This is a genomic window from Mesorhizobium sp. M7A.F.Ce.TU.012.03.2.1, assembly GCF_004006095.1.
GTDB lineage: Bacteria > Pseudomonadota > Alphaproteobacteria > Rhizobiales > Rhizobiaceae > Mesorhizobium.
On record NZ_CP034779.1, the window covers coordinates 2,850,703 to 2,871,497 of the forward strand.

The following is a 20,795-nucleotide window of genomic DNA, read 5'->3' on the forward strand; positions in this document are numbered from 1 at the left end:
AACGGGTGGCGGCGGCCGGGTCTCAATCGAGGCCGGCCGACGCCAGCCGCATCAGGGTCCGGTTCAATCTCGGTGCTGCCGCCATCAGCGCCTTGCCGATGGCCGATTGCGGTGCGTCGATGACGGTTTGGGCATCGCCACTTTCGGCAATCCGGCCGGCATCGAGAAGGATGACGCGGTGGGCGACCGACCTGATGACGCCGAGATCATGTGAAATGAAGAGATAGGCGATCTTTTCCTGGCGTTGCAGGTCGATCAAAAGCTCGAGGATCTCCCCGCGCACGGAGACGTCGAGCGCCGACACCGCCTCGTCGAGCACGATCAGCGACGGCTTCGTGGCGATGGCGCGGGCAATGGCGACGCGCTGCCGCTGTCCGCCGGAGATCTCATGGATGGCACGCGGGGCGAGGTTCGCCGTCAGCCCGACGCGCTCCAGCAAGGCGGCGATGCGGCGCGGGCGCTCGGCGCGGGAGGCGATGCCATGGATGCGTAGGGGATCGTCGAGCACACGCGCCACCGTGGCGCGCGGATTGAAGGCGGCCAATGGATCCTGGAACACCATTTGCAGGCGTGCGCGGCGTGCTCGCAGTGCTGTGCTGCGCAGGGCCAGGAAATCGTCGCTTTCGAATTCGATGCGCCCGGCGTCCGGCTCGATCAATCGCAGCACCAACCGCGCGATCGTCGACTTGCCGCTGCCGGAAGGTCCGGCTAACGCCAGCGTTTCGCCGGGGTCGATGTGAAAGGAGACATCGTCGACGGCAGCGATGGTCTTGTTGCCGCGACGGTAGCGCTTGGTCAGGTTGGACACCGCCAGCAGGCTCATGCGTGGAGCCTTGCTCGGTTCAGCAATGGCCTGGTGTCGAGGCCGATATGGGCATCAAGCAGTGCGCGCGTATAGGGCTGGGCCGGGGCGCCGACAATCTGCGCCGTCATGCCAAGCTCGACCAACTGGCCATGACGGAAAACAGCGACACGCTCGGCAAGCTCGGCCGCCAGCGCGATGTCGTGGCTGATGAACAGCAGCGTCATGCCGTCCTCGGTCACCAGGCGTCGGATCAAGGCGACGATCTCGGCCTGCACGATGGTATCGAGCGCGCTGGTCGCTTCGTCGGCGATCAGCAATTTCGGACCGGCCGCAATGGCTGCGGCGATCGCCACACGCTGCTTCTGGCCGCCGGAAAGCTGATGCGGGAAGGCGCGCAAGGCTGAGTCCGGGTCCGGCAGGCGGACGCGCTCCAGCAGGCTTTTGGCCCTGGCATAGGACTGGGACCAGGTGAGGCCGAGATGCGTGCGCGCTACTTCGGCGATTTGCTTGCCGATGGTCATGACAGGATCGAGGCTGGCGGAGGGGTCCTGGAAGACGAAGCCGATGTCGCGGCCGAGGCGGGGGATGTAGCTCTGTTTGAGGGAAGACTTTCGGACTTCGCGCCTTACGAGGCCCCCCTCTGTCCTGCCGGACATCTCCCCCTCAAGGGGGGAGATTACGCCCTTATTTCCGCCTTCGCCAATCACCAACGTTGCAGGAGATGAGCCGACAGCGAAACTGCCAATCTCCCCCCTTGAGGGGGAGATGTCCGGCAGGACAGAGGGGGGCGCCTTGGCGCCCAACGGCGGATGTAAGAACCAATCGATCCGCCCATCAACCTTGGCGGACGCAGGCAGCAGCCCGGCAATCGCCAGCGCCAGTGTGCTTTTGCCCGAACCGCTTTCGCCGATGATGGCGAGGCGTTCGCCATTGGTGACGTCGAGGCTTACACCCCTCAGCGCTGCGACCTCATTGCCGTCACGCCGATAGGTCACCGTCAGGTCGCGGATCGAAGCGAGCGTGGTCACGACAGGCCTCTCCTGACCGCTGTCGTCTCGACAATGCCTTCGCCGGCGAGATAGACGCCGAGCACGGTCAGCACCAGCGCTATGCCCGGGACAATCGACAGGAAGGGCGCGGTACGCAGGACAGCGCGGCCTTCGGCGATCATTCCGCCCCAGGTGACCCGGTTGGGGTCACCGAGGCCGAGGAACGACAACGCCGCTTCGGTGAGGATCGCGGCGGCGACGATCACCGACGACATCGCCAGCACCGGCGGCAGGGCATTGGGCAGCACCTCGCGAAAGGCGATCGCCAGCGGGTGCATGCCGATGACCCTGGCTCCGGCGACATAATCGCGTTCGCGAATGGAGAGGACTTCCGCGCGGGCGACCCGGGCTGGTCCGGTCCAGGTGCCGAGCGCGATGGCAATCACGACGACGCCGAGCGACGGTCCGACGACGCTGACGAAGGCCAGTGCCAGCAGGAAGCTCGGCACGGTCTGGAAGGCGTCGGTGATGCGCATCAGCACCTCGTCGACGAGGCCGCCGGCAAAGCCGGCCAATGTGCCGACCACGGCGCCGACGACAAGTGCGGCGGCCGCAGCCGCGAGCCCGACAGCCAGCGATGTGCGGGCGCCGTGGAAAAGCTCGGCCAGTACGTCGCGGCCAAGCCGGTCGGTGCCGAGCGGCAGCGACCAGTCCTGGAACGGCGGCAGCAGCGCCGGGCCGGCGATGGCCTGCGGGTCGCCGGGGAACAGCAGCGACGCCGACAGCGCCATAGCGATCAGCGCCGCCAGGAGCATGGCGCCGGCGACCGCCTCGGGCGTGCGCAGAAAGCGGCGGAGCGGGCTCATGCGCCGGCCTCGCTGGCGCCTACGCGCGGATCGAGCAAGGCGTAGGCGATGTCGACGAGCAAATTGATGACGATGACCAGGACGGCGCTGGTGAGGATAATGCCGAGCAGAAGCGGCGTATCGCGGGAGGCGACCGCCTCCTGCGCCAGGCGGCCGAGGCCGGGCACGGAAAACACGCTCTCGATAACGACGCTGCCGCCGAGCATCTGCGCCGATTGCAGGCCGAGCATGGTGACCAGCGGCAGCAATGCGTTGCGGGCGACGTGGGCGAGCACGATGCGGCGGCGTGACAATCCTTTGGCGCGTGCGGCCAGGACGAAATCCTGCCGCCAGACCTCGGCCATGCCGGCGCGCATCATGCGCAGATAGAGCGCCAGGTAGATGAATCCGAGGGCGGAAACGGGCAGGGCGAGATGGATGGCAATGTCGGCTGCGCGATCAAGGCCGGTCTTGTCAGAGGCCAGGGTTTCGATGCCGCCGATCGGCAGCCAGCGGAGGTCGACGGCAAAGACGACGATCAGCACCAGTCCGAGCCAGAAACCCGGCACGGCATAGAGCGCGAGCGAGCCGATCGACAGGAAGCGGTCGCGAAAACTGCCCGGACGCGCGCCGGCATAGATGCCGAGTGCCGAGCCGAGCCCGAAGGAGAGCGCGGTGGCGCTGACCATCAACAGCAGCGTGTTGGGCAGGCGTTCGAGGATCACGTCGCGGATCGGCCTGGAGAAGGTCACCGACTGCCCGAGATCGAGATGCAACAGCGCCCAGAGATAGTTGGCGAGCCGCGTCAGCTCCGACTGGTCGAGACCCCAGCGATGTCGCAACAGCTCGATCATGCCGGCGTCGCCACCGGTCGAGACGATATAGGCGTCGACCGCGTCGCCGGGGGCGGCCTCGAGCAAAAGGAACGTGCCGACGACGACGATCAGCAGCACGAAGACACTGCCGATAAGGCGACGGCGGATGAGCGTGAGGGCGCGGGTCATGCGGGCGTCGGAGGCTTGGCACTGAGTCGCCCAAGAGAGATGTCGCGCCTGAGCGCCCCCCTCTGTCCTGCCGGACATCTCCCCCTCAAGGGGGGAGATCGGAAGTCATTTATGGTTTCGCCAATGTTCGACGCTGCAGGAAAATCAGCCGACGGTGCGGCCAGCCAATCTCCCCCCTTGAGGGGGAGGGGGGCCTCGTAGGGCTCAACGCCTACGCTGATTTCGCGAACTTTCATCCGCCCAATTCTGTCACGATTCCAAATACGTGTCCGCCCAGTTCGACACCGCCCAGCGCGGGTTGTTGGCGATGTTGCCGACAGTGTCGCGCGCGACGCTGATAAAACTCCATTCGGCGACGTTGATCAGCGGCAGGTCGGTGGCCACCTCCTTCTGGAATTCCTTGTAGAGGTCGGTGCGGGCTGATGTATCGAGCGTCTCCGACGCCTTGGAGATGAGCGCATCGAGCGCGTCGTTCTTGTAGCCGCCCTGGTTGGAGAACGGCACGCCGTCCGGAATGCCGCTCTGCACCAGAATGGTGGTCGAGATCGCCGGATCGCCGCGGAACACCGGCGGGCCGACTGCGAGGTCGAAGGCGTGGTCGGTGTAGACCGCCTTGATGTGCGCGGCCGAGTCGTTGTTGACCAGCTGAGCATCGATGCCGATGGCGGCGAGCGCCTGGCGCAGATAGTCGCCGAACTGCTTGGTCTCGTTGAAATAGGGCGCAGGCAGCAGCTTGAGCGAAAAGCGGTTGCCGTCGGCGCCTTTCTTGTAGCCAGCCTCGTCAAGCAGCGCGTTGGCCTTGGCGACGTCGAAGGCATAGGTCGGCACGTCGGCGGTGTAGAATTGCGGATCGTTCTTCGGCACCGGGCCGGTGGCTGTCGCGGCATAGCCGAGGAACACCGTCTTGACGACGAAATCCTTGTCGATGGCATGCGCGATCGCCTGGCGGACCTTCACGTCTGCCAGCTCCTTGCGGCGATGGTTGATCTCGACGACGAGCTGATAGGTCAGCCCTTCGTAACCTTTGGAGATCACCTTCAGGCCCGGCACCTTGGAGATGCGGTCGAGGTCGGCCAGCGGCACGGCGGAAAAGGCCGCCAGTTGGATCTCTTCGGCCTCCAGCGCGCTCGCCGCTGACGTGCGATCCGGCAGCACCTGATAGATGATCTCGTCGAGATAGGGCTCGTCCTTGCCCCAGTAGTCGGCGTTTTTGGTCAGCCGGTAATATTGGCCGGCCTTGTACTCGCCGAATTTGAACGGTCCGGTGCCGATGGGCGCGTTGTTGGCCGGGTTGTCCTCGATCTTGCCGACCTCATAGATGTGCTTCGGCACCACACTGCTCAGCGCCGGCAGCGCGTTGCGGATCAGCTGGAACGGCGTCGGCTTGGCGAATTTGAACACGGCGGTGAGATCGTCGGGGATGTCGACGCTGGCCAGATCCTTGAATACGGTGCGGCCGAGATTCTGCAGCGGCTTCCAGATCTGCAGCGCCGAGAAGGCGACGTCGGCCGAGGTGAACGGCTTGCCGTCATGCCATTTGACGCCGTCGCGCAGTTTGAACGTTACCGAGAGCCCGTCGGCGGCACCCTCCCAGCTCAGCGCCAGCCGTGGCGCGAGACCGTCCTTGCCGTCGAAGGAGGCTTCGGCCAGCGTTTCGACGATCTTGCTGGAAATGAAGAAGACGCCGTTGGAGGCGACGATCGCCGGGTTGAGGTTGCGCGGTTCGGAATCGGCGGCAAGCACCAGCCGCCCGCCCTTCTTTGGCGTCTGCGCCCAGCCCGGTGCCGGCATTGCGGTGGAGGCCAGCAGCATTGCCGAGCCGGCAAGCATCGTGCGTCTGGAAATCGTGAAACCTGACATGATCGAACTCCGTCCTCTCCGCGACCCGGTCGGGTGCGCCAATACCCCTCGGACGCCGGCAAGCCCACCGGCATCCTTGCGGCGGCGATTATGAGCCTTGCCGAGGGTTTCGCCAGAGACGGAATTGGCGCATCCTCGCTTGGCTTTGAAATTTTCGTCCGCTGGACCAGTTTGGAGGGCGTGGCTCAATTTGATCATTCTGGTAGGACCAGATTGGTTGAATATGCGACGTATGACGGGACGGAGACATAGAGAGGCGACATTTCATCTGTTTCTGGCTGGACCAGAACGGGCAAAATGGTGCAGATTTGACCGCTGCCAAGGGATCGGGAGCGGAACAGCGGCGATCCGGCAATTCAGGGAGAGAGAGATGAACATTGCTCCGGGCAAGAATGCGGTCGGCAATATCCCGTTCGACCAGGCAAGGGTCGACCGGCTGATGGAGGAGGCCGGCATCGATGTGCTGCTCGCCACCTCCAAGCACAACACGCAATACCTGCTGGGCGGCTACAAGTTCATCTTCTTCGCCGCCATGGATGCGATCGGCCACAGCCGATACCTGCCGATCGTGGTGTACGAAAAGGGCGGGCCGGACCATGCAGCCTATATCGGCAACCGCATGGAGGGCGGCGAGCATCAGAACAACCCGTTCTGGACGCCGACGCTGCACGCCGCCTGCTGGGGCACGCTCGACGCCGCCAACCTTGCGGTCGAGCATCTGCAGAAGATCGGCAAGGCGGGCGCGCGCATCGGCATCGAGCCCGGCTTCCTGCCGTCGGACGCCTATACGCTGATCCGCAACGCATTGCCGGATGCCAGGCTGATCGATGCGACCGATATGCTGGAGCGCATGCGTGCCATCAAGACCGATGCCGAACTGGAGAAGCTGAGTAGGGCCTCCGAACTGATCACCGATTCCATGCTGGCGACCATCGCCTGGGCGCGCGAAGGCACGACCAAGGGCGAGATCATCGAACAGCTGCGGCGGGAGGAAACCAATCGCGGCATCCATTTCGAATATTGCCTGCTGACCCTGGGCTCCAGCCACAACCGCGCCGCCTCGCCGCATGCGTGGAAGCAAGGCGAGGTGCTGTCAATCGATTCCGGCGGCAACTATCACGGCTATATCGGCGACCTCTGCCGGATGGGCATTCTCGGCGAACCAGATGCCGAACTGGAAGATCTGCTGGCCGAGGTCGAGACGGTGCAGCAGGCGGCCTTCTCAAAAGTCAAAGCGGGCACGCTGGGCGGCGACATGATTTCCCATGCCGAGGGCGTGCTGAAGGCTTCGAAGGTCGCACCCTACACGGATTTCTTCGCCCATGGCATGGGGTTGATCACGCACGAGGCGCCGTTCCTAATGACCAACCACCCGGTGACCTATGAAGGCACCTATGCGGCCAAGCCGCTGGAGAAGAACATGGTGCTGTCGGTGGAGACAACCATGCTCCACCCGACGCGGGGCTTCATCAAGCTGGAGGACACGCTGGCGGTGACGGATGCTGGTTATGCGATGTTCGGCGACCGGGGTCGGGGCTGGAACAGGGGTGGTACTCTTTAGGACGAAGGCGGGCGCTGCCCCCGCCTGCCGGCACCTTCTCCCCGTATAGTGACGGGGAGAAGAGGGCAGCCGCGCCCTCGGCACCTATTTGAAAAAGGCGAAAGCGCCGATGACTGCGTCTTTCTCCCCGTCACTATACGGGGAGAAATGTCCGGCAGGACAATGAGGGGCAGCGCTACCCTAGAACAAGTTCATCACTGCCCCCGCGGGATCAGCCTGAAATCCGGCAGCTCGCGCAAAACCAGTTCAGGGCCGGCCGGCGAATAGACGACGAAAAGCTGCATCGGCCCGTCACCGGTGTTGAGCGTCGAATGAAAGCGGCTTTCCGGCACATAGATGGTGCAGCCGGGGCCGACTTTTTCGACCACCGGATTGCCTTTCTCGTCCTCGACCATCTGCTCGCCATGACCGGAGATGACGAAGATGATTTCTTCCGCGCCCGGATGGTTGTGGCGCGTGTGACCCTTGCCGGACGGCAGGTCGACGACGCCGCCGGAAAACCGGGTTGCGCCATTCACTTCGGGCGCCACCGTCAGCGCCAATTTTCCCCAGTCGAAGCCGAAGGCGCTGACGTCCTTCGGATAGACAAACATTTTGCTCTTGTCGGTCATCTCTCTCATCCCTTCTTTTTCTTCGTGGTCTTCTGGCCACCAAGTGTCACCGCCTTGAAATCGGCCGTCTGTTTGGCGATCGCGGCTTCCGCCGGCAGCCGTTCCATCGAGCTAGCGCCATAGAAGCCGTGCAGACCCTTGGCATGGGAGAGGATGTAACGGGCGTCGTCCGGCATCGAGATCGGCCCGCCATGGCAAAGCAGGATGACATCCTTGCGCACCGAGCGCGCGGCATTGGCGATGGCGTCGATCTCGACGATGCAGTCGTCGAGCGACTTGGCTGAGGTGGCGCCGATCGAGCCGCCGGTCGTCACGCCCATATGGGCGACGATGATGTCGGCGCCGGCCTTGGTCATGGCGCGGGCCTCGTCGGGGTTGAAGACATAGGGCGTGGTCAAGAGGTCGAGCTTGTGCGCCTCGGCGATCATGTCGACCTCGAGGCCGAAGCCCATGCCGGTTTCCTCGAAGCTTTGCCGCATGCTGCCGTCGAACAGGCCAATGGTGGGAAAATTCTGCACGCCGGAAAAGCCCATCGTCTTCAGCTCTGCCAGAAGCAGCGGCATGATGACGAACGGGTCGGTGCCGTTGACGCCGGCCAGCACAGGCGTGTGTCTGACCACCGGCAGCACCTCGTAGGCCATCTCCTTGACGATCTCGTTGGCATTGCCATAGGCGAGCAGGCCAGCGGCCGAGCCGCGCCCGGCCATGCGGTAGCGGCCGGAATTGTAGATGATGATGAGGTCGATGCCGCCGGCCTCCTCGGCTTTCGCCGACAGGCCGGTGCCGGCGCCGCCGCCGACGATCGGCACGCCCTTGTCGATCATTCCCCTGAATTTCTTCAATATGTCCTTGCGCGGTATGGCGGGCATTTTTTGAGATCTCTCACTGTCTGGCGATGTCGAGGAAGGCCGATGTTGCAGCCTTTGCGAATTCCGGGTCGTTGATATGCAGCGGCAGGCGCGTCACGCGGCGCTTGCCGTTGGGCTGGATGGTGCGCTCGATGGCTTCGAACAGAACGGCGTCGGCTTCCGGGTCGAAGAAGGCGCCGCCTTCGATGTCGAGCGCCGAGACGCCTTTTTCCGGAATGAGAAAATGCACCGGCCCTCCGCAGCGGGCGAGCCTGGTGCCGATCCACTCGCCGATCGCGCGGCATTCGTCCGCCGTGGTGCGCATCAGCGTGACATTGGGATTGTGTTCGTAGAACAGCCGATCGCGATAGGGCTCCGGAATGGTCGAAGGCGCCCAGAAATTCACCATGTCGAGCGCGCCGACGGAACCGACATAGGGCAGCCTAGTGCGGGCGATGGCGCCGAACCGATCTTCCGTTGCCGGCAGCACACCGCCGAACAGGAGGTCGGAGACTTCGGTCGTGGTGATGTCGACGATACCGGACAGCAAGCCGCTGTCGGCCAGCTTTTCCATGCTGCGGCCGCCGGTGCCGGTGGCGTGGAAGACCATGCAGTCATATCTGGAACGGAGCTGGTCGGCGATGGCGGTCACGCAAGGCGTTGTGACGCCGAACATGGTGAGGCCGATCGATGGTTTGCCGTCGGGTGGCGGCGCCGGCTTGGTTGTCATGCCTACGATCGCCTGGGCGGCATTGTGCAGCACGACACGGGAGAGCCGGTTCAGTCCGGCCATGTCGGTCACCGCCGGCATCATGATGATGTCGGAGACATCGACATAGGGTGCGGTATCGCCGGAGGCGAGCGTCGAGACCATGATCTTGGGCAAGCCGAGCGGCAGGGCGCGCATGCCCGACGTGATGATCGATGTGCCGCCACCGCCGCCGATGCCGATCATGGCTGCGACGTCGTTGCGCGATGGGGCAAAGCGGGCGAAGGCGATGCCCATCGCGGCGACCGCGGCGCCACGGTCATTGCCGCCGAGCACGGCGTCACGGCCGCCGGGATGATGGTCGGCGATTTCCATAGCGCCGATATCGACGGGGATGGTTGCGTCGCGCGTTCCGACATCGACACGGCAAACGATGGCGCCCGCAGCAGTGATCGCATCGGCCAGGAAGGCGAGCTCCTCGCCCTTCGTGTCCGCGGTACCCACCACATAAATACGCTTCATTTGCGCTCCCCCGATCCTGGCAGGCGCGATGCCGCCCCCATTGCTCATTGCCCGGGCCACTCGACGATGCGGACACCATTGCAAATTTTTGAGACGCGCGTATCGTATTGGCATGAATGTCTCACGTCAACAATCCGCTGCGAGCGACGACGCTGAACGGGCAACCGGCCCGGTGCCCGAACGTGGTCCGCGCGCGCGGACCAAACGGCTGATGCTGGAGACGGCAACAAGGCTGATGCAGGCGGGCGTCACGCCCTCGGTCAGCGAGGTCGCCGAGGCGGCCGAGGTTTCCCGTGCCACCGCCTATCGTTACTTCCCGAGCCAGTCGGCACTGGTGCAGGCCGTCGTCGACGAGGGGCTGGGGCCAATCCTCACCTGGCAATCGACCTCCGCCGATGCCGAGCGCCGGGTCGCGGAGCTGTTCGATACGGCCATGCCGCGCATCGAGGCCTTCGAGGCCACGTTCAAGGCAGCACTGAAGCTGTCGCTCGATCAATGGGCGCGGCGTCAGGCCGGCACGCTGGGCGGCGAGCCCGCCTTTACGCGCGGCCACCGCATCGACTTGCTGAAAGATGCGATCGCGCCGCTCGAGGGCCGTTTGCCGCCGCGCGACTTCAAGCGGCTGGCGCAGGCGCTGTCGCTGATCTTCGGCGTCGAGGTGCTGATTGTGCTCAAGGATATCTGGGGACTGGACAGCCGCCGGACGAGGGCGGTCGCACAGTGGGCAGCCGGGGCGCTGGTGCGTGCGGCAGTCGCGGAATCGATCGATGAAGGAGGCAGCCCCGATCCGAAGGCAGTCATGAAATAGAGCCTATCTGGTTCGACCAGATTGGCATGCACGCTACTGATCTTAGCCGTTGAGTGGGGTGTCGGACAATACCCAATCATATCACTGAGTAGGAAAATCTTGGTAAAACAGGCAGATAAAGCCGGAATCCGATGGCAATGACCACGTCAAGCTGTCAAGAAAGGGCTTGACGTGCATGCAAAATTGGTAATACCAGATTGGATCAGAAAAGCGGATCGAAAGTGAGGGCTGCGATCCATTTTCCGGCAGGGGCGAGGAGGCTCGAAACCGGGAAGGTGCGATCACGGGAGGAACTACCAGGGCCGGCCCCGTTGCCGGCTCGCACGATAAGGTAGAACGCGCACAAGGGAGGAAATCATTATGCGCAAGTTAGTGACCAGCGCACTTGCTGGTATCGGCTTAACGCTTGCCTGCGGAACGTCCGTTTACGCGCAGGACAAAGAACTCACCATATTCTGGGCGGAATGGGATCCGGCGAACTATTTGCAGGAACTCGTCAATCTTTACGAGGCCGAGACCGGCGTGAAGGTCACGGTCGAAACCACACCTTGGTCCGACTTCCAGACCAAGGCATTCACCGAGTTCAACGCCAAGGGCAGCGCCTACGACATGGTGGTCGGCGACTCGCAGTGGATCGGTGCCGCATCCGAGGCGGGCCACTATGTCGACCTTACCGACTTCTTCAACAAGCATAATTTGAAGGAGGTGATGGCGCCGGCGACTGTCAAGTACTACGCAGAATATCCGTCGGCCTCCGGCAAGTACTGGTCGATCCCGGCCGAGGGTGACGCAGTCGGCTGGTCCTACCGTAAGGACTGGTTCGAGGACCCCAAGGAAATGGAAGCGTTCAAGGCCAAGTATGGCTACGATCTCGGCGTGCCGAAGGATTTCAAGGCGCTGCGCGACATTGCCGAATTCTTCCACCGTCCCGACCAGAAGCGCTACGGCGTCGCCATCTACACCGACAATTCATATGATGCCCTGGTTATGGGCGTCGAGAACGCCATCTTCTCCTACGGCGGCGAACTTGGCGACTATGCCACTTACAAGGTCGACGGGATCATCAACTCCGATCAGAACGTCAAGGCGCTCGAGGTCTACAAGGAACTCTATTCCTTCACACCTCCTGGTTGGGCCAAGAGCTTCTTCATCGAGGACAACCAGGCGATCACCGAGAATCTGGCTGCGATGAGTATGAACTACTTCGCCTTCTTCCCGGCGCTCATCAACGAAGCCTCGAACCCGAATGCCAAGAACACAGGCTTCTTCGCCAACCCTGCCGGCCCGAACGGCGACCAGTTCGCCGCGCTCGGCGGCCAGGGCATCTCCGTCATCTCCTATTCCAACAACAAGGAAGAGGCGATGAAGTTCCTGGAATGGTTCATCAAAGACGAGACGCAGAAGAAGTGGGCGGAACTCGGCGGTTACACGGCAAGTGCCAAGGTGCTCGAGTCGCCTGAATTCCAGAACGCCACGCCTTACAACAAGGCCTTCTACGAAACCATGTTCAAGGTGAAGGACTTCTGGGCGACGCCGGAGTACGCCGAGCTGCTCATCGCGATGAACCAACGCGTCTATCCGTACATCACCGGCAATCAGGGCACGGCCAAGGAAGTGCTCGATTCGCTCGCCGCGGACTGGAACGCGACGTTCAAGAAGTACAACCGCGTGAAGTAAGCGGTACTAACGCTCGGAAGGGGTGGGAGCCCACCCCTTCCGTTTTCTTTTCTCAAGGAAGGAACTGGCTTTGGCCACTGCAGTCATGACCACGCTGGATCCCAACTCGCGCTCCGCCACCCGCGGCATGAGCGACCTCACGATCCGAAATCTCTTCATCATTCCGACGATCGTTTTCCTGATCGTCTTCAACATCTTTCCACTGCTCTATTCGCTCGGCTATTCGTTCACCGACTTTCGCGCGTCGAGCCCGGCGGCGGCCAATTTCGTCGGACTGCAGAATTATCGCGAACTGCTCAACGACCCGTTCATCTGGTCGAATTTCGCCATCACCGCCAAATATGTCATCGTCTCCGTGGTCGGTCAGGTCATCGTCGGCTTTGGCGTGGCGTTGCTGCTCAACCGCGATATCCCGCTGAAGGGCCTGCTGACGACACTGCTGCTGTTGCCGATGATGCTGTCGATGGCCGTCGTCGGTCTGTTCTGGAAACTGCTCTATGATCCGTCATGGGGTGTCATCAACTATGCACTCGGCCTCGGCAATTTCGAGTGGCTGTCCAACCCTGACATGGCGCTCTACGCGGTTGCCATCACCGACATCTGGATGTGGTCGCCCTTCGTCATGCTGCTGTCGCTTGCCGGCCTGTCGGCAGTGCCGAAGCACCTCTACGAGGCGGCGGCGATCGACCGCGCCGGCTCGTTCTATACCTTCTTTCGCATTACGCTGCCGCTGGTCGCGCCGATTCTGATGATCGCGATCATCTTCCGCACCATGGAGGCGTTCAAGACCTTCGATCTCGCCTACATCCTGACCAGCCAGCCAACCACCGAGGTGATCTCGATCCGACTCTACAAGATGGCGTTCCAGGAATGGCAGACCGGGCGCTCCTGCGCGCTTGCCTACATCGTGCTGATCATGGTGCTGGCTATCACCAACATCTACGTCAAATACCTCAACAAGGTGAAGGAGCGCTGAGATGGCCGCCGTCCGCACTTCTTCCGAAATCGGCTTCAATCGCGTCGCCATCGTCGTCGTCCTTTTGGTGACGATCATCTTCCTGGCGCCGATCTACTGGATCGCCTCGACGGCGTTCAAGCCGCGCAATCTTGCCACGACCATCCCGCCGACGGTGGTGTTCCAGCCGGAGATATCGCCCTTCGTCAAACTGTTCACCAAGCGCTCGCAACTGCGCAGCGCGCCGACGCCGGAAGAGTATGCGGCAGCGCCCTGGTGGGAGCGCGTCGTCTTCGACGGCGGTGAAAAGATCGTGCGCGACGGCAAGGGCCAGGTGCAATGGTCCGGCTATCCGAGCCGCTTCATGAACTCGCTGATCATCGCCATCACCTCCACGGTGCTGGCGGTCGGCATGGGCACCTTCACCGCCTATGGCTTTTCGCGCTTCAAGGTGAAGGGGGAGGCTGACCTGCTCTTCTTCATCCTGTCGACACGCATGCTCCCGCCGGTGGTGGTGGCGATCCCGATGTTCCTGATGTACCGGGCGGTCGGCCTCAACGACACGCATGTGGGCCTGATCATCCTCTACACCGCCTTCAACCTGTCCTTCTCGGTGTGGCTGATGAAGGGTTTTATGGATGAGATACCGAAAGAGTATGAAGAGGCGGCCCTGGTCGACGGTTACACGCGCATGGAGGCCTTCTTCAAGATCGTGCTGCCCGAGGCGGCCACCGGCATCGCCGCCACCGCGGTGTTCTGCTTCATCACCGCGTGGAACGAATATGCCTTCGCACTGATCATGACCAACCGCCGCGCCCAGACCGCACCGCCCTTCATCCCGAGCCAGGTCGGCTCGGGCCTGCCGGACTGGACGGTGATCGCCGCCGGAACCTTTCTGTTCCTGCTGCCGGTCGCGATCTTCACGTTCCTGCTCCGCAACCATCTGCTGCGCGGCATGTCCTTCGGAGCGATTCGCAAATGAGCTTTCGTGCCATCAACCAGAAATATCTGGAGCCCGGTTCGCAGGTGCTGATGGTGCTCGGCATCATAGCACTCTGCCAGCCCTGGAACCTGTTGTTGCACACATATGGCCTGACCATCATCCTGATCGGGCTGGTCGGCTTCAACGTAACCTCCAAGATCGCGCCTGAGGAAAAGGCCGGCACCGGCCAGGTGCGCAATCCGGGAGCACAGCATTGACCCAGATCGAGCTTCGCGGCGTCCAGAAATTCTTCGGCGCCGTCCAGGTCATCAAGGACCTGAACCTCAAGATCGCCGACAACGAGTTCATCGTTCTGCTCGGCCAGTCGGGCTGCGGCAAGACGACGACGCTGCGGGCCATCGCCGGGCTGGAAACGATCGACGAGGGCGACATCCTCATCGACGGCAAACCGATCCAGCATCTAAAGGCCGCCGACCGCGACATTGCCATGGTCTTCCAGTCGTTCTCGCTCTATCCGCATATGAGCGTCTACGAGAACATCGCCTTCCCCTTGCGCGCCACGCGCAAGAGCAAGACGGAGATCGACAGCGAGGTTCGCTCCGTCGCCAAGACGCTGCAGATCACCGATCTGCTGGATAAGAAGCCATCGGCGCTCTCGGGTGGCGACATGCAGCGCGTCGCCATTGGCCGGGCGCTGGTGCGGCGGCCGAAGGCCATGCTGATGGACGAGCCGATCGGCGCGCTCGACGCCAAGCTGCGCGAGGAGATGCGGGCCGAGATCAAGCGGCTGCACATCAAGCAAGGGTCGACGACCATCTATGTGACGCACGACCAGATCGAGGCGATGAGCCTCGCCGACCGCATCGTCATCATGCATGAAGGCGTGCTGCAGCAGGTCGGCTCGCCCGACGAGGTCTATTCGCACCCGGCCAATCTGTTCGTGGCGCAATTCGTCGGCAGTCCGGTGATGAACGTCGCCGATGCGGCAGTCGCCGACACGGCGTCCTCGGTCTCGGTGACGGTCGGCGGGGCTCCCGCCGGCTTCGAGTTCCCGCGGGCGCTGCTGTCGAAGCTCAACGGCCATGCAGGCGGCCAGCTCGCGCTCGGCATCCGGCCGGAAGGCGTTCTCATCCGCCGCGAGGCGACGGAGGGGTTTTTGCCGGTCGAGACGCAGATCGTCGAGCCGCTTGGCTCCTTCGACATTGTCGATCTCAAGGTCGGCTCAAAGATGCTGCGCGCACGCACCAAGAGCGGCTTCGTCGCCGGTCCCGGCCAGAAGGTGTTCGCCAGGATCGATCCGGCCCAAGCGCATTTCTTCGACACGGCAAGCGGCAAGTCGCTGGGAGTGAGATTGTGATGGCCGAAGGACACGAAAGGCCAATGACTTGGCCCTTCGAACAATCGAACGCCCGGAGCTATAGCGGAGGGCAGACGCCCTCGAAAAAGAGATCGGGACGATAGACATGGCCCATATCCAGCTCAAGAACATCTCGAAGACTTTCGGCAACCACACTGCGCTCACCGGGCTCGATCTCGATATTGCCGATGGCGAGTTCTTCGTGCTGCTGGGCGAGACGGGCGCCGGCAAGACGACGACGCTGCGGCTTATCGCCGGCCTGGAAAAGCCGAGCGAAGGCCAGGTCTTCATCGACGGCGTCGACGTCGCCGACTGGGGTGCGGCCGAGCGTGACGTGGCGCTGGTGCTGCAGCAATACTCGCTCTATCCGCGCTACACGGTGCGCGAAAATCTCGAATTCCCGCTGAAGCCAAAAATTCGCCGGCTGCCCGACGCCGAGATCAAGGATCGCGTCGACCGTGCCGCCCGTACGCTGCGGATCGAGCACCTGCTCGACCGCAAGACGGATCGGCTGTCCGGCGGCGAGATGCAGCGCGTCTCGATCGGCCGCGCCATCGTGCGCAAGCCGCGTGTGTTCCTGATGGACGAGCCGCTGTCTGCGCTCGACGCCAAGCTGCGCGAGGCGCTGCGGACTGAACTGAAGAACCTGCAGATGCAGCTCGGCGCCACCTTCCTGTTCGTCACCCACGACCAGATCGAGGCGATGTCGATGGGCGACAAGGTCGGCGTGCTCAACCATGGCCGCATCGTTCAGACCGGCACGCCGCACGAGATCTACAACAATCCGCGCGATACCTATGTGGCGAGCTTCGTCGGCTCGCCGCCGATGAACCTCATCGACGGCAAGCTTGTGAACGGCCGCGCGGTGATGGCTCCGTTGAACTTCGAACTGCCTTTTTCGGGGGGAGCCAAAGCGGGCGGGGCGACCGACGGTCGCCCGCTCGTCTTCGGCATTCGTCCCGAGGACGTCTATCTCGAGAGCGGCGCGCCGGTCGAGGCGCATGTTCACGACGTCGAGAACCACGGCGTCGAAAAGATCCTGACGCTGCGCGTCGGCGACGCGACACTGCGTGCCACCGTGCCGGCCAGGACCGACGTCGCCATCGAGCAGGCGGTGCGCTTTGCCTGGAACCCCGACAAGGTGGTGCTGTTCGACAAGGGCAGCGGCGTCAGCTTGCGACACGCCTCATAAAGCGCGTCGCGCTGAAACGGATTCATGCGACGCGCTTTAGGTCTTTGTTTTTGTGCATGTCGTTCTCCCAAAATTGGAGTGCGCCCCTGGGGGTGGACAGATCGTCCTGAGGAATTGACCATGGCTGTCGGGTTTTCGGAGAGAGAACCATGGCAAGACATCGTAGCTACAGCATCACGTTCAAGCGTCAGGTCGTGCAGGAATATCTGTCGGGCGAGACGCTGCACAGTTTGGCGAAACGGCATGACATCACCCGCACCCTGATCGGTGTCTGGATTGGCAAGTATGAGGCAGGCGGCTTCGATGAAGATACGGCTTCGGCCACTCTGATCACGGAATATGAGGCGCGGATCGCCGCGCTTGAGCGGCTGGTCGGCAAGCAGGCTCTGGAGCTGGAGTTTCTAAAGGGGGCTCTGAAAAGCGCTCCGCGGCCGAAAAGCGGGACTACATCCGCCATCATCGGCCCCCCGGCCTCTCCGTCGCCGAAGGATGCCGGCTGATGGATCTGGCGCGTTCGACCTTTTATGACCGTCCGCAATGGCCGGCCGATGACACCGCTATCGTTGAGACGATGTTCGCGATCTGCGACGAATTCGAGTTTTATGGCTATCGCCGCGTGAGCGCGGCCTTGCGCCAGCAAGGCTTTGTGGTGAACCACAAGAAGATCCGCCGCCTGATGCGCGATCACGACCTGCAACCGAAGGTCAGACGCCGGTTCGTCGCCACGACCGACAGCAATCACAACAGTCCGATCTTCCCCAATCTGGCAAAGGACATCGTCCCGACCGGTCCGAACCAACTCTGGGTCGGCGACATCACCTATGTCGCGCTACCGGTCCGCTTCGTCTACGTCGCCATCATTCTCGATGTTTGGTCGCGCATGATCGTCGGCTACGCCATCAGCCGCGCCATCGATGCTCGCCTGACGGGCGCCGCCTTGCGCGCCGCAATCGAGCGCAGAAAGCCTCCGCCAGGCTGCGTTCACCATTCCGATGGCGGCTCCCAATATGCCGCCGAGACTTACCGGCAGCTTCTCGCCGGCCACGGTCTGGCGGGCTCGATGGGCCGCAAGGGCAATCCTTATGACAATGCCAAAGCGGAGAGCTTCATGAAGACCCTGAAGCTCGAGGCGGTCTATCCGATGGCGCTTGAAACCTTCGAGGAGGTTGCCGAGCACCTTCCCCACTTCATCGACCAGGTCTACAACAAACGCAGGCTCCATTCGGCGCTGGGATATCTCAGCCCGCAACAGTTCGAGGATCAACATATCCGGCAGACGGGCAAAACCGCAGCCTGATCAGTGTCCACCCCCAGGGGCGCACTCCAAACCGAGGTCACTTTTGGGCGACATGCGTGAGGCCGCATCCCAGCCTATTTCTGGAAGTAGGTTTCGTAGGGCGTGTCGTTGATCAGCAGGATCACGCATTCCGTGTCGGAGACGCAGGCGTCGTCATGCATCTCATTGGCTTTCTGGGTCCAGTAGGATCCAGGAGGCAGTTCGACCTTGGTCGCCTCGCCGCCATCCATCTGCCAGTGCGCCCACAGCCCCTTTATAACCACCGCACGGTAATCCGCGGTGTGCGCATGGACCGGTGCACGCCAGTTGCCGGGAACCTTCAGCAACGTGCCTGCCGGACCCTTGGCCCGCTCGCCCCACAATGGGCCAAGACGATGCGGCTGGTCGGGTACTTCCGCCACATAGGGGATCTTGTCGGCCGGCAGGTAGCTGTCCTCGAGGGCAAAGGCGCGCCCGGGAACCGCAAGCATGACGGCGAGTGCGATGACCTTCAGATGATTTGGCATGGTTCTCCTCTTCGGACCCGACTGGACGCCGGCCGCTGGCTGCCTGGTTATGGCAAGCTATTGCATGCGGGTGGCCCGGCAATGGCATTGCGTCCGGAAGGCTTGGCAATTCATCCAGACCCGGCAATTCATCCAGACCCTGCGATCCATGGCCGCGGATCCGGGATCGTCTCAGCGGTTTTCGGAGGTGCCGTCGACGGTGCGCAGGTGGCTGGGCGCGATGCCTATGATGCGCTTGAACGCCCGGCTGAACGACGCTTCGGAATCGTAACCCAGTCTGGCGGCGACCACCGAAACCCGCATCCGATCGTCGATCAGCCATTGCCGCGCCTGGTGCATGCGTATCCGGGCGACATATCTCGCCGGTGTTTCGCCAACGACGGCCGTGAAGCGTTCGGCGAAGGCCGATCGCGAGGCGCCCATTTCGCGCGCCAGCGCTTCGACAGTCCAGTTCCTGTCGGGCTGCAGATGAATGGCGGCAAGTACGCGGCCGATGTCGCGATCCCTGATCGCCGCGATCCAGCCTCTGGTGTCGCCGCCGCTGTTTTCCACCCATGAACGGATGATGCTTGCAGCCAGTACGTCGGCCAGCCGCGCCAGCATGCCGCCGGAACCGGCGCGGTTCATGGTGATCTCGCCGGCCATGGCTTGCAGCAGATGCGGAATACCTGGCTCGCCAGCCATCAATTCCTTGGCGCGCATCATGTCCGGCATCATGCCCAGCAAGGGGTGCGATCCGTCCAGGTTGAAGTGCATGCTGCCGCAAAACAGCAAGATTTTCGGGCCGTGGCCGCCATTGGAGACATTGAAGACATTGTCCTGCAAAGGCTCGACAGTGTAGCTTTCGATCGGCACGGCAGGAATGCCAGGCGCGCTGGCAACGACATGCTCGGCGCCGCGCGGCAAGAGCAACGCATCGCCGGGTGTCAGCTCAATCCATTCTCCGGCTGGCGAGAACAGCCAGCATCCGCGGCGGCCAATGAAGTGAAACCGTGCTGCCTTCTGGGCAGGAAACAACACGGCCCATGGCTCCGAAAGTTCGCAGCGGCCATAGTCGACGCCATCTAGCCGCAATCCGCGCAAGATGTCGGTGAGCGGACCCTCCGAGGCCGGCAAGGCAGTCTTGGGCGAGGTGAAAACCATGCGGATTTTTCTGAAGCAGTTCATCGTTTAACGGAAACGTTGAACCGCTCTATCTCTTTGTTTTGACGCAATTCCGGACGGAAAAACCGCTTCACACTTTTCCTGGAATTGCTTTAGCCTGGAATCGCCAGTCCGTCACGGCCTCCATGCGTCGGTCAGGGCAACGAACTCGGGTCAACGGGTTCCTTCGGAGCTTCGCCAGGCGTAGGGACGGAGCATCAAACGAAAAACCCGCCTGTGCGGCGGGTCACTGGCGCAAATCAGCACCATAGACAGAAATGTAGCATAGCTGAGGTCATCGAGTTAAGAAAAAATTCCTATCGCGAAAAGCCGGCACAAAAGCTGCCGGGACCGCCGAACTGGCTGCTGCCTTTGGCAAGCTGAGTTCGAAACCCTGTGCGTCAGCTGGCCTGGCGGATATCGGCCTGTTCCTCGCCCCGGAGATGGCTGCGCGCCAAGCCGATGACGCGCTTGAAGGCGCGGCTGAAAGCGGCATCGGATTCATAGCCGAGACGCCAAGAACCATCACGGTTTTCGGGCCGGCGCCGTTGTGATGGCTGCGACGAAGCGGTTCAGGCCGTCCTCGACATAGGCGGCCACTTCGATCGCCGGGTCAAAGCTCCACCACAGCAGCGAGCCTTGCCAATGCGAGGCCATCAGCAGGCCGATGTCGCGTGGCGGGTTGGGCGTCTTGGCAAAACAGGCTGCAAGTGTGTCGCACAGGAACGCCTTCCAGGCCGCACCCCGCGCCCTGAGCACGGGATCGCGCAGATCCTCGCGTAGGACAAGCAGGCCTTCGGCATAGGATTCGATGCCGCCATAGAATTGCGACAGGGCCACCAGCAACGCGACCGCACCGGTGGGGGTTCTGGGAACGGTGGCTGCCAGCTTTCTGGTGTTCTCGTCGAGACCGTCCCAGGCGTGCAGCAAAGTGCGCTGTTTCAGCTGCGCCTTGTTCTTGAAGCGCTGCACCAGCGTTGCACCGGAGAGACCGCAGGCCTTTGCCAGACGCTCGAAGGTGAGTGCTTCGGGACCATGCTCGTGGATTAGCCGGTGCGCGGTCTCCAGCACCTGCTCGTCGGACTGGGTTTTTGGCCGTGTCATCTTGACATCCCGATATAACCGAATGATCATTTATATATATGGCGCGAACAGCACAAGCC

The 20,795-nt window shown here is 62.6% G+C and carries 21 protein-coding genes and 1 pseudogene; 10 read left to right on the plus strand and 12 right to left on the minus strand.

Annotated features, from left to right (window positions below; translation table 11 throughout):
* Window positions 1-22 precede the first annotated feature (22 nt).
* The 5 genes from EJ079_RS13750 to EJ079_RS13770 form a co-directional block, all read right to left on the minus strand.
* The gene (locus EJ079_RS13750; protein ID WP_127809247.1) at window positions 23-823 is read right to left on the minus strand and encodes an ATP-binding cassette domain-containing protein; all 801 of its coding nucleotides are present in this window, start codon (window positions 821-823) and stop codon (window positions 23-25) included.
* Window positions 820-1,833: an ABC transporter ATP-binding protein gene (locus EJ079_RS13755; protein ID WP_164873787.1), complete on the minus strand. Its 1,014-nt coding sequence runs from the start codon at window positions 1,831-1,833 to the stop codon at window positions 820-822. The genes EJ079_RS13750 and EJ079_RS13755 overlap by 4 nt, the downstream gene beginning before the upstream one ends.
* Window positions 1,830-2,660, minus strand: coding sequence for an ABC transporter permease (locus EJ079_RS13760; protein ID WP_127809248.1), 831 nt, complete (start codon window positions 2,658-2,660; stop codon window positions 1,830-1,832). Before EJ079_RS13760 ends, EJ079_RS13755 begins: the two co-directional genes overlap by 4 nt.
* Window positions 2,657-3,643 (minus strand): ABC transporter permease, encoded by a 987-nt coding sequence (locus EJ079_RS13765; protein ID WP_127809249.1) that lies wholly within the window; start codon window positions 3,641-3,643, stop codon window positions 2,657-2,659. Before EJ079_RS13765 ends, EJ079_RS13760 begins: the two co-directional genes overlap by 4 nt.
* Window positions 3,644-3,892: 249 nt before the next feature.
* Window positions 3,893-5,503 (minus strand): ABC transporter substrate-binding protein, encoded by a 1,611-nt coding sequence (locus EJ079_RS13770; RefSeq protein ID WP_127809250.1) that lies wholly within the window; start codon window positions 5,501-5,503, stop codon window positions 3,893-3,895.
* A gap of 370 nt (window positions 5,504-5,873) precedes the next feature.
* Here EJ079_RS13770 and EJ079_RS13775 point away from each other — a divergent pair, with 370 nt between their 5' ends.
* Entirely contained in the window at window positions 5,874-7,064 is a 1,191-nt protein-coding gene (locus tag EJ079_RS13775; RefSeq protein ID WP_127809251.1) for a Xaa-Pro peptidase family protein, read from the plus strand.
* Between the two features lie 194 nt (window positions 7,065-7,258).
* Here EJ079_RS13775 and EJ079_RS13785 read toward each other — a convergent pair whose 3' ends face one another.
* The 3 genes from EJ079_RS13785 to EJ079_RS13795 are packed head-to-tail and all read right to left on the minus strand — an operon-like array spanning window position 7,259 to window position 9,754.
* Window positions 7,259-7,675 (minus strand): cupin domain-containing protein, encoded by a 417-nt coding sequence (locus tag EJ079_RS13785; protein WP_127809252.1) that lies wholly within the window; start codon window positions 7,673-7,675, stop codon window positions 7,259-7,261.
* A 5-nt stretch (window positions 7,676-7,680) separates the two neighbouring features.
* Entirely contained in the window at window positions 7,681-8,544 is an 864-nt protein-coding gene (locus EJ079_RS13790; protein ID WP_127809253.1) for a phosphoenolpyruvate hydrolase family protein, read from the minus strand.
* A gap of 13 nt (window positions 8,545-8,557) precedes the next feature.
* Window positions 8,558-9,754: a Tm-1-like ATP-binding domain-containing protein gene (locus EJ079_RS13795; RefSeq protein ID WP_127809254.1), complete on the minus strand. Its 1,197-nt coding sequence runs from the start codon at window positions 9,752-9,754 to the stop codon at window positions 8,558-8,560.
* 112 nt (window positions 9,755-9,866) lie between these two features.
* On the opposite strand from EJ079_RS13795, the gene EJ079_RS13800 reads away from it, so the two are divergent.
* From EJ079_RS13800 to EJ079_RS13840, 9 genes are all read left to right on the plus strand, one after another.
* Complete coding sequence (locus tag EJ079_RS13800) at window positions 9,867-10,562, plus strand: TetR/AcrR family transcriptional regulator (protein ID WP_127809255.1); 696 nt, start codon at window positions 9,867-9,869, stop codon at window positions 10,560-10,562.
* 360 nt (window positions 10,563-10,922) lie between these two features.
* Window positions 10,923-12,239: an extracellular solute-binding protein gene (locus EJ079_RS13805; protein ID WP_023812445.1), complete on the plus strand. Its 1,317-nt coding sequence runs from the start codon at window positions 10,923-10,925 to the stop codon at window positions 12,237-12,239.
* A gap of 70 nt (window positions 12,240-12,309) precedes the next feature.
* A complete protein-coding gene (locus EJ079_RS13810) occupies window positions 12,310-13,215 on the plus strand; it encodes a sugar ABC transporter permease (protein WP_023812446.1) in 906 nt (301 codons plus the stop codon).
* A 1-nt stretch (window position 13,216) separates the two neighbouring features.
* Complete coding sequence (locus EJ079_RS13815) at window positions 13,217-14,176, plus strand: carbohydrate ABC transporter permease (protein ID WP_127268334.1); 960 nt, start codon at window positions 13,217-13,219, stop codon at window positions 14,174-14,176.
* Entirely contained in the window at window positions 14,173-14,394 is a 222-nt protein-coding gene (locus EJ079_RS13820) for a hypothetical protein (RefSeq protein ID WP_127268335.1), read from the plus strand. The genes EJ079_RS13815 and EJ079_RS13820 overlap by 4 nt, the downstream gene beginning before the upstream one ends.
* On the plus strand, window positions 14,391-15,494 hold the full coding sequence (locus EJ079_RS13825; RefSeq protein WP_127809256.1) for an ABC transporter ATP-binding protein: 1,104 nt from the start codon (window positions 14,391-14,393) through the stop codon (window positions 15,492-15,494). Before EJ079_RS13820 ends, EJ079_RS13825 begins: the two co-directional genes overlap by 4 nt.
* Window positions 15,495-15,600: 106 nt before the next feature.
* Window positions 15,601-16,686, plus strand: coding sequence for an ABC transporter ATP-binding protein (locus EJ079_RS13830; RefSeq protein ID WP_127268316.1), 1,086 nt, complete (start codon window positions 15,601-15,603; stop codon window positions 16,684-16,686).
* Between the two features lie 149 nt (window positions 16,687-16,835).
* Window positions 16,836-17,186: a transposase gene (locus tag EJ079_RS13835; RefSeq protein ID WP_127809257.1), complete on the plus strand. Its 351-nt coding sequence runs from the start codon at window positions 16,836-16,838 to the stop codon at window positions 17,184-17,186.
* Entirely contained in the window at window positions 17,135-17,983 is an 849-nt protein-coding gene (locus EJ079_RS13840; protein ID WP_127809258.1) for an IS3 family transposase, read from the plus strand. The genes EJ079_RS13835 and EJ079_RS13840 overlap by 52 nt, the downstream gene beginning before the upstream one ends.
* A 74-nt stretch (window positions 17,984-18,057) precedes the next feature.
* Here EJ079_RS13840 and EJ079_RS13845 read toward each other — a convergent pair whose 3' ends face one another.
* The 4 genes and pseudogenes from EJ079_RS13845 to EJ079_RS13860 all read right to left on the minus strand — a co-directional run bounded on the left by EJ079_RS13845 (window position 18,058) and on the right by EJ079_RS13860 (window position 20,736).
* Window positions 18,058-18,489 (minus strand): DUF4437 domain-containing protein, encoded by a 432-nt coding sequence (locus tag EJ079_RS13845; protein WP_127397009.1) that lies wholly within the window; start codon window positions 18,487-18,489, stop codon window positions 18,058-18,060.
* A gap of 171 nt (window positions 18,490-18,660) precedes the next feature.
* The gene (locus EJ079_RS13850; RefSeq protein ID WP_164873788.1) at window positions 18,661-19,632 is read right to left on the minus strand and encodes an AraC family transcriptional regulator; all 972 of its coding nucleotides are present in this window, start codon (window positions 19,630-19,632) and stop codon (window positions 18,661-18,663) included.
* A 401-nt stretch (window positions 19,633-20,033) separates the two neighbouring features.
* Window positions 20,034-20,147, minus strand: a pseudogene (locus EJ079_RS33895) (AraC family transcriptional regulator); the annotation flags it as partial.
* Between the two features lie 10 nt (window positions 20,148-20,157).
* Window positions 20,158-20,736 (minus strand): TetR/AcrR family transcriptional regulator, encoded by a 579-nt coding sequence (locus EJ079_RS13860; protein ID WP_245481867.1) that lies wholly within the window; start codon window positions 20,734-20,736, stop codon window positions 20,158-20,160.
* Window positions 20,737-20,795 lie beyond the last annotated feature (59 nt).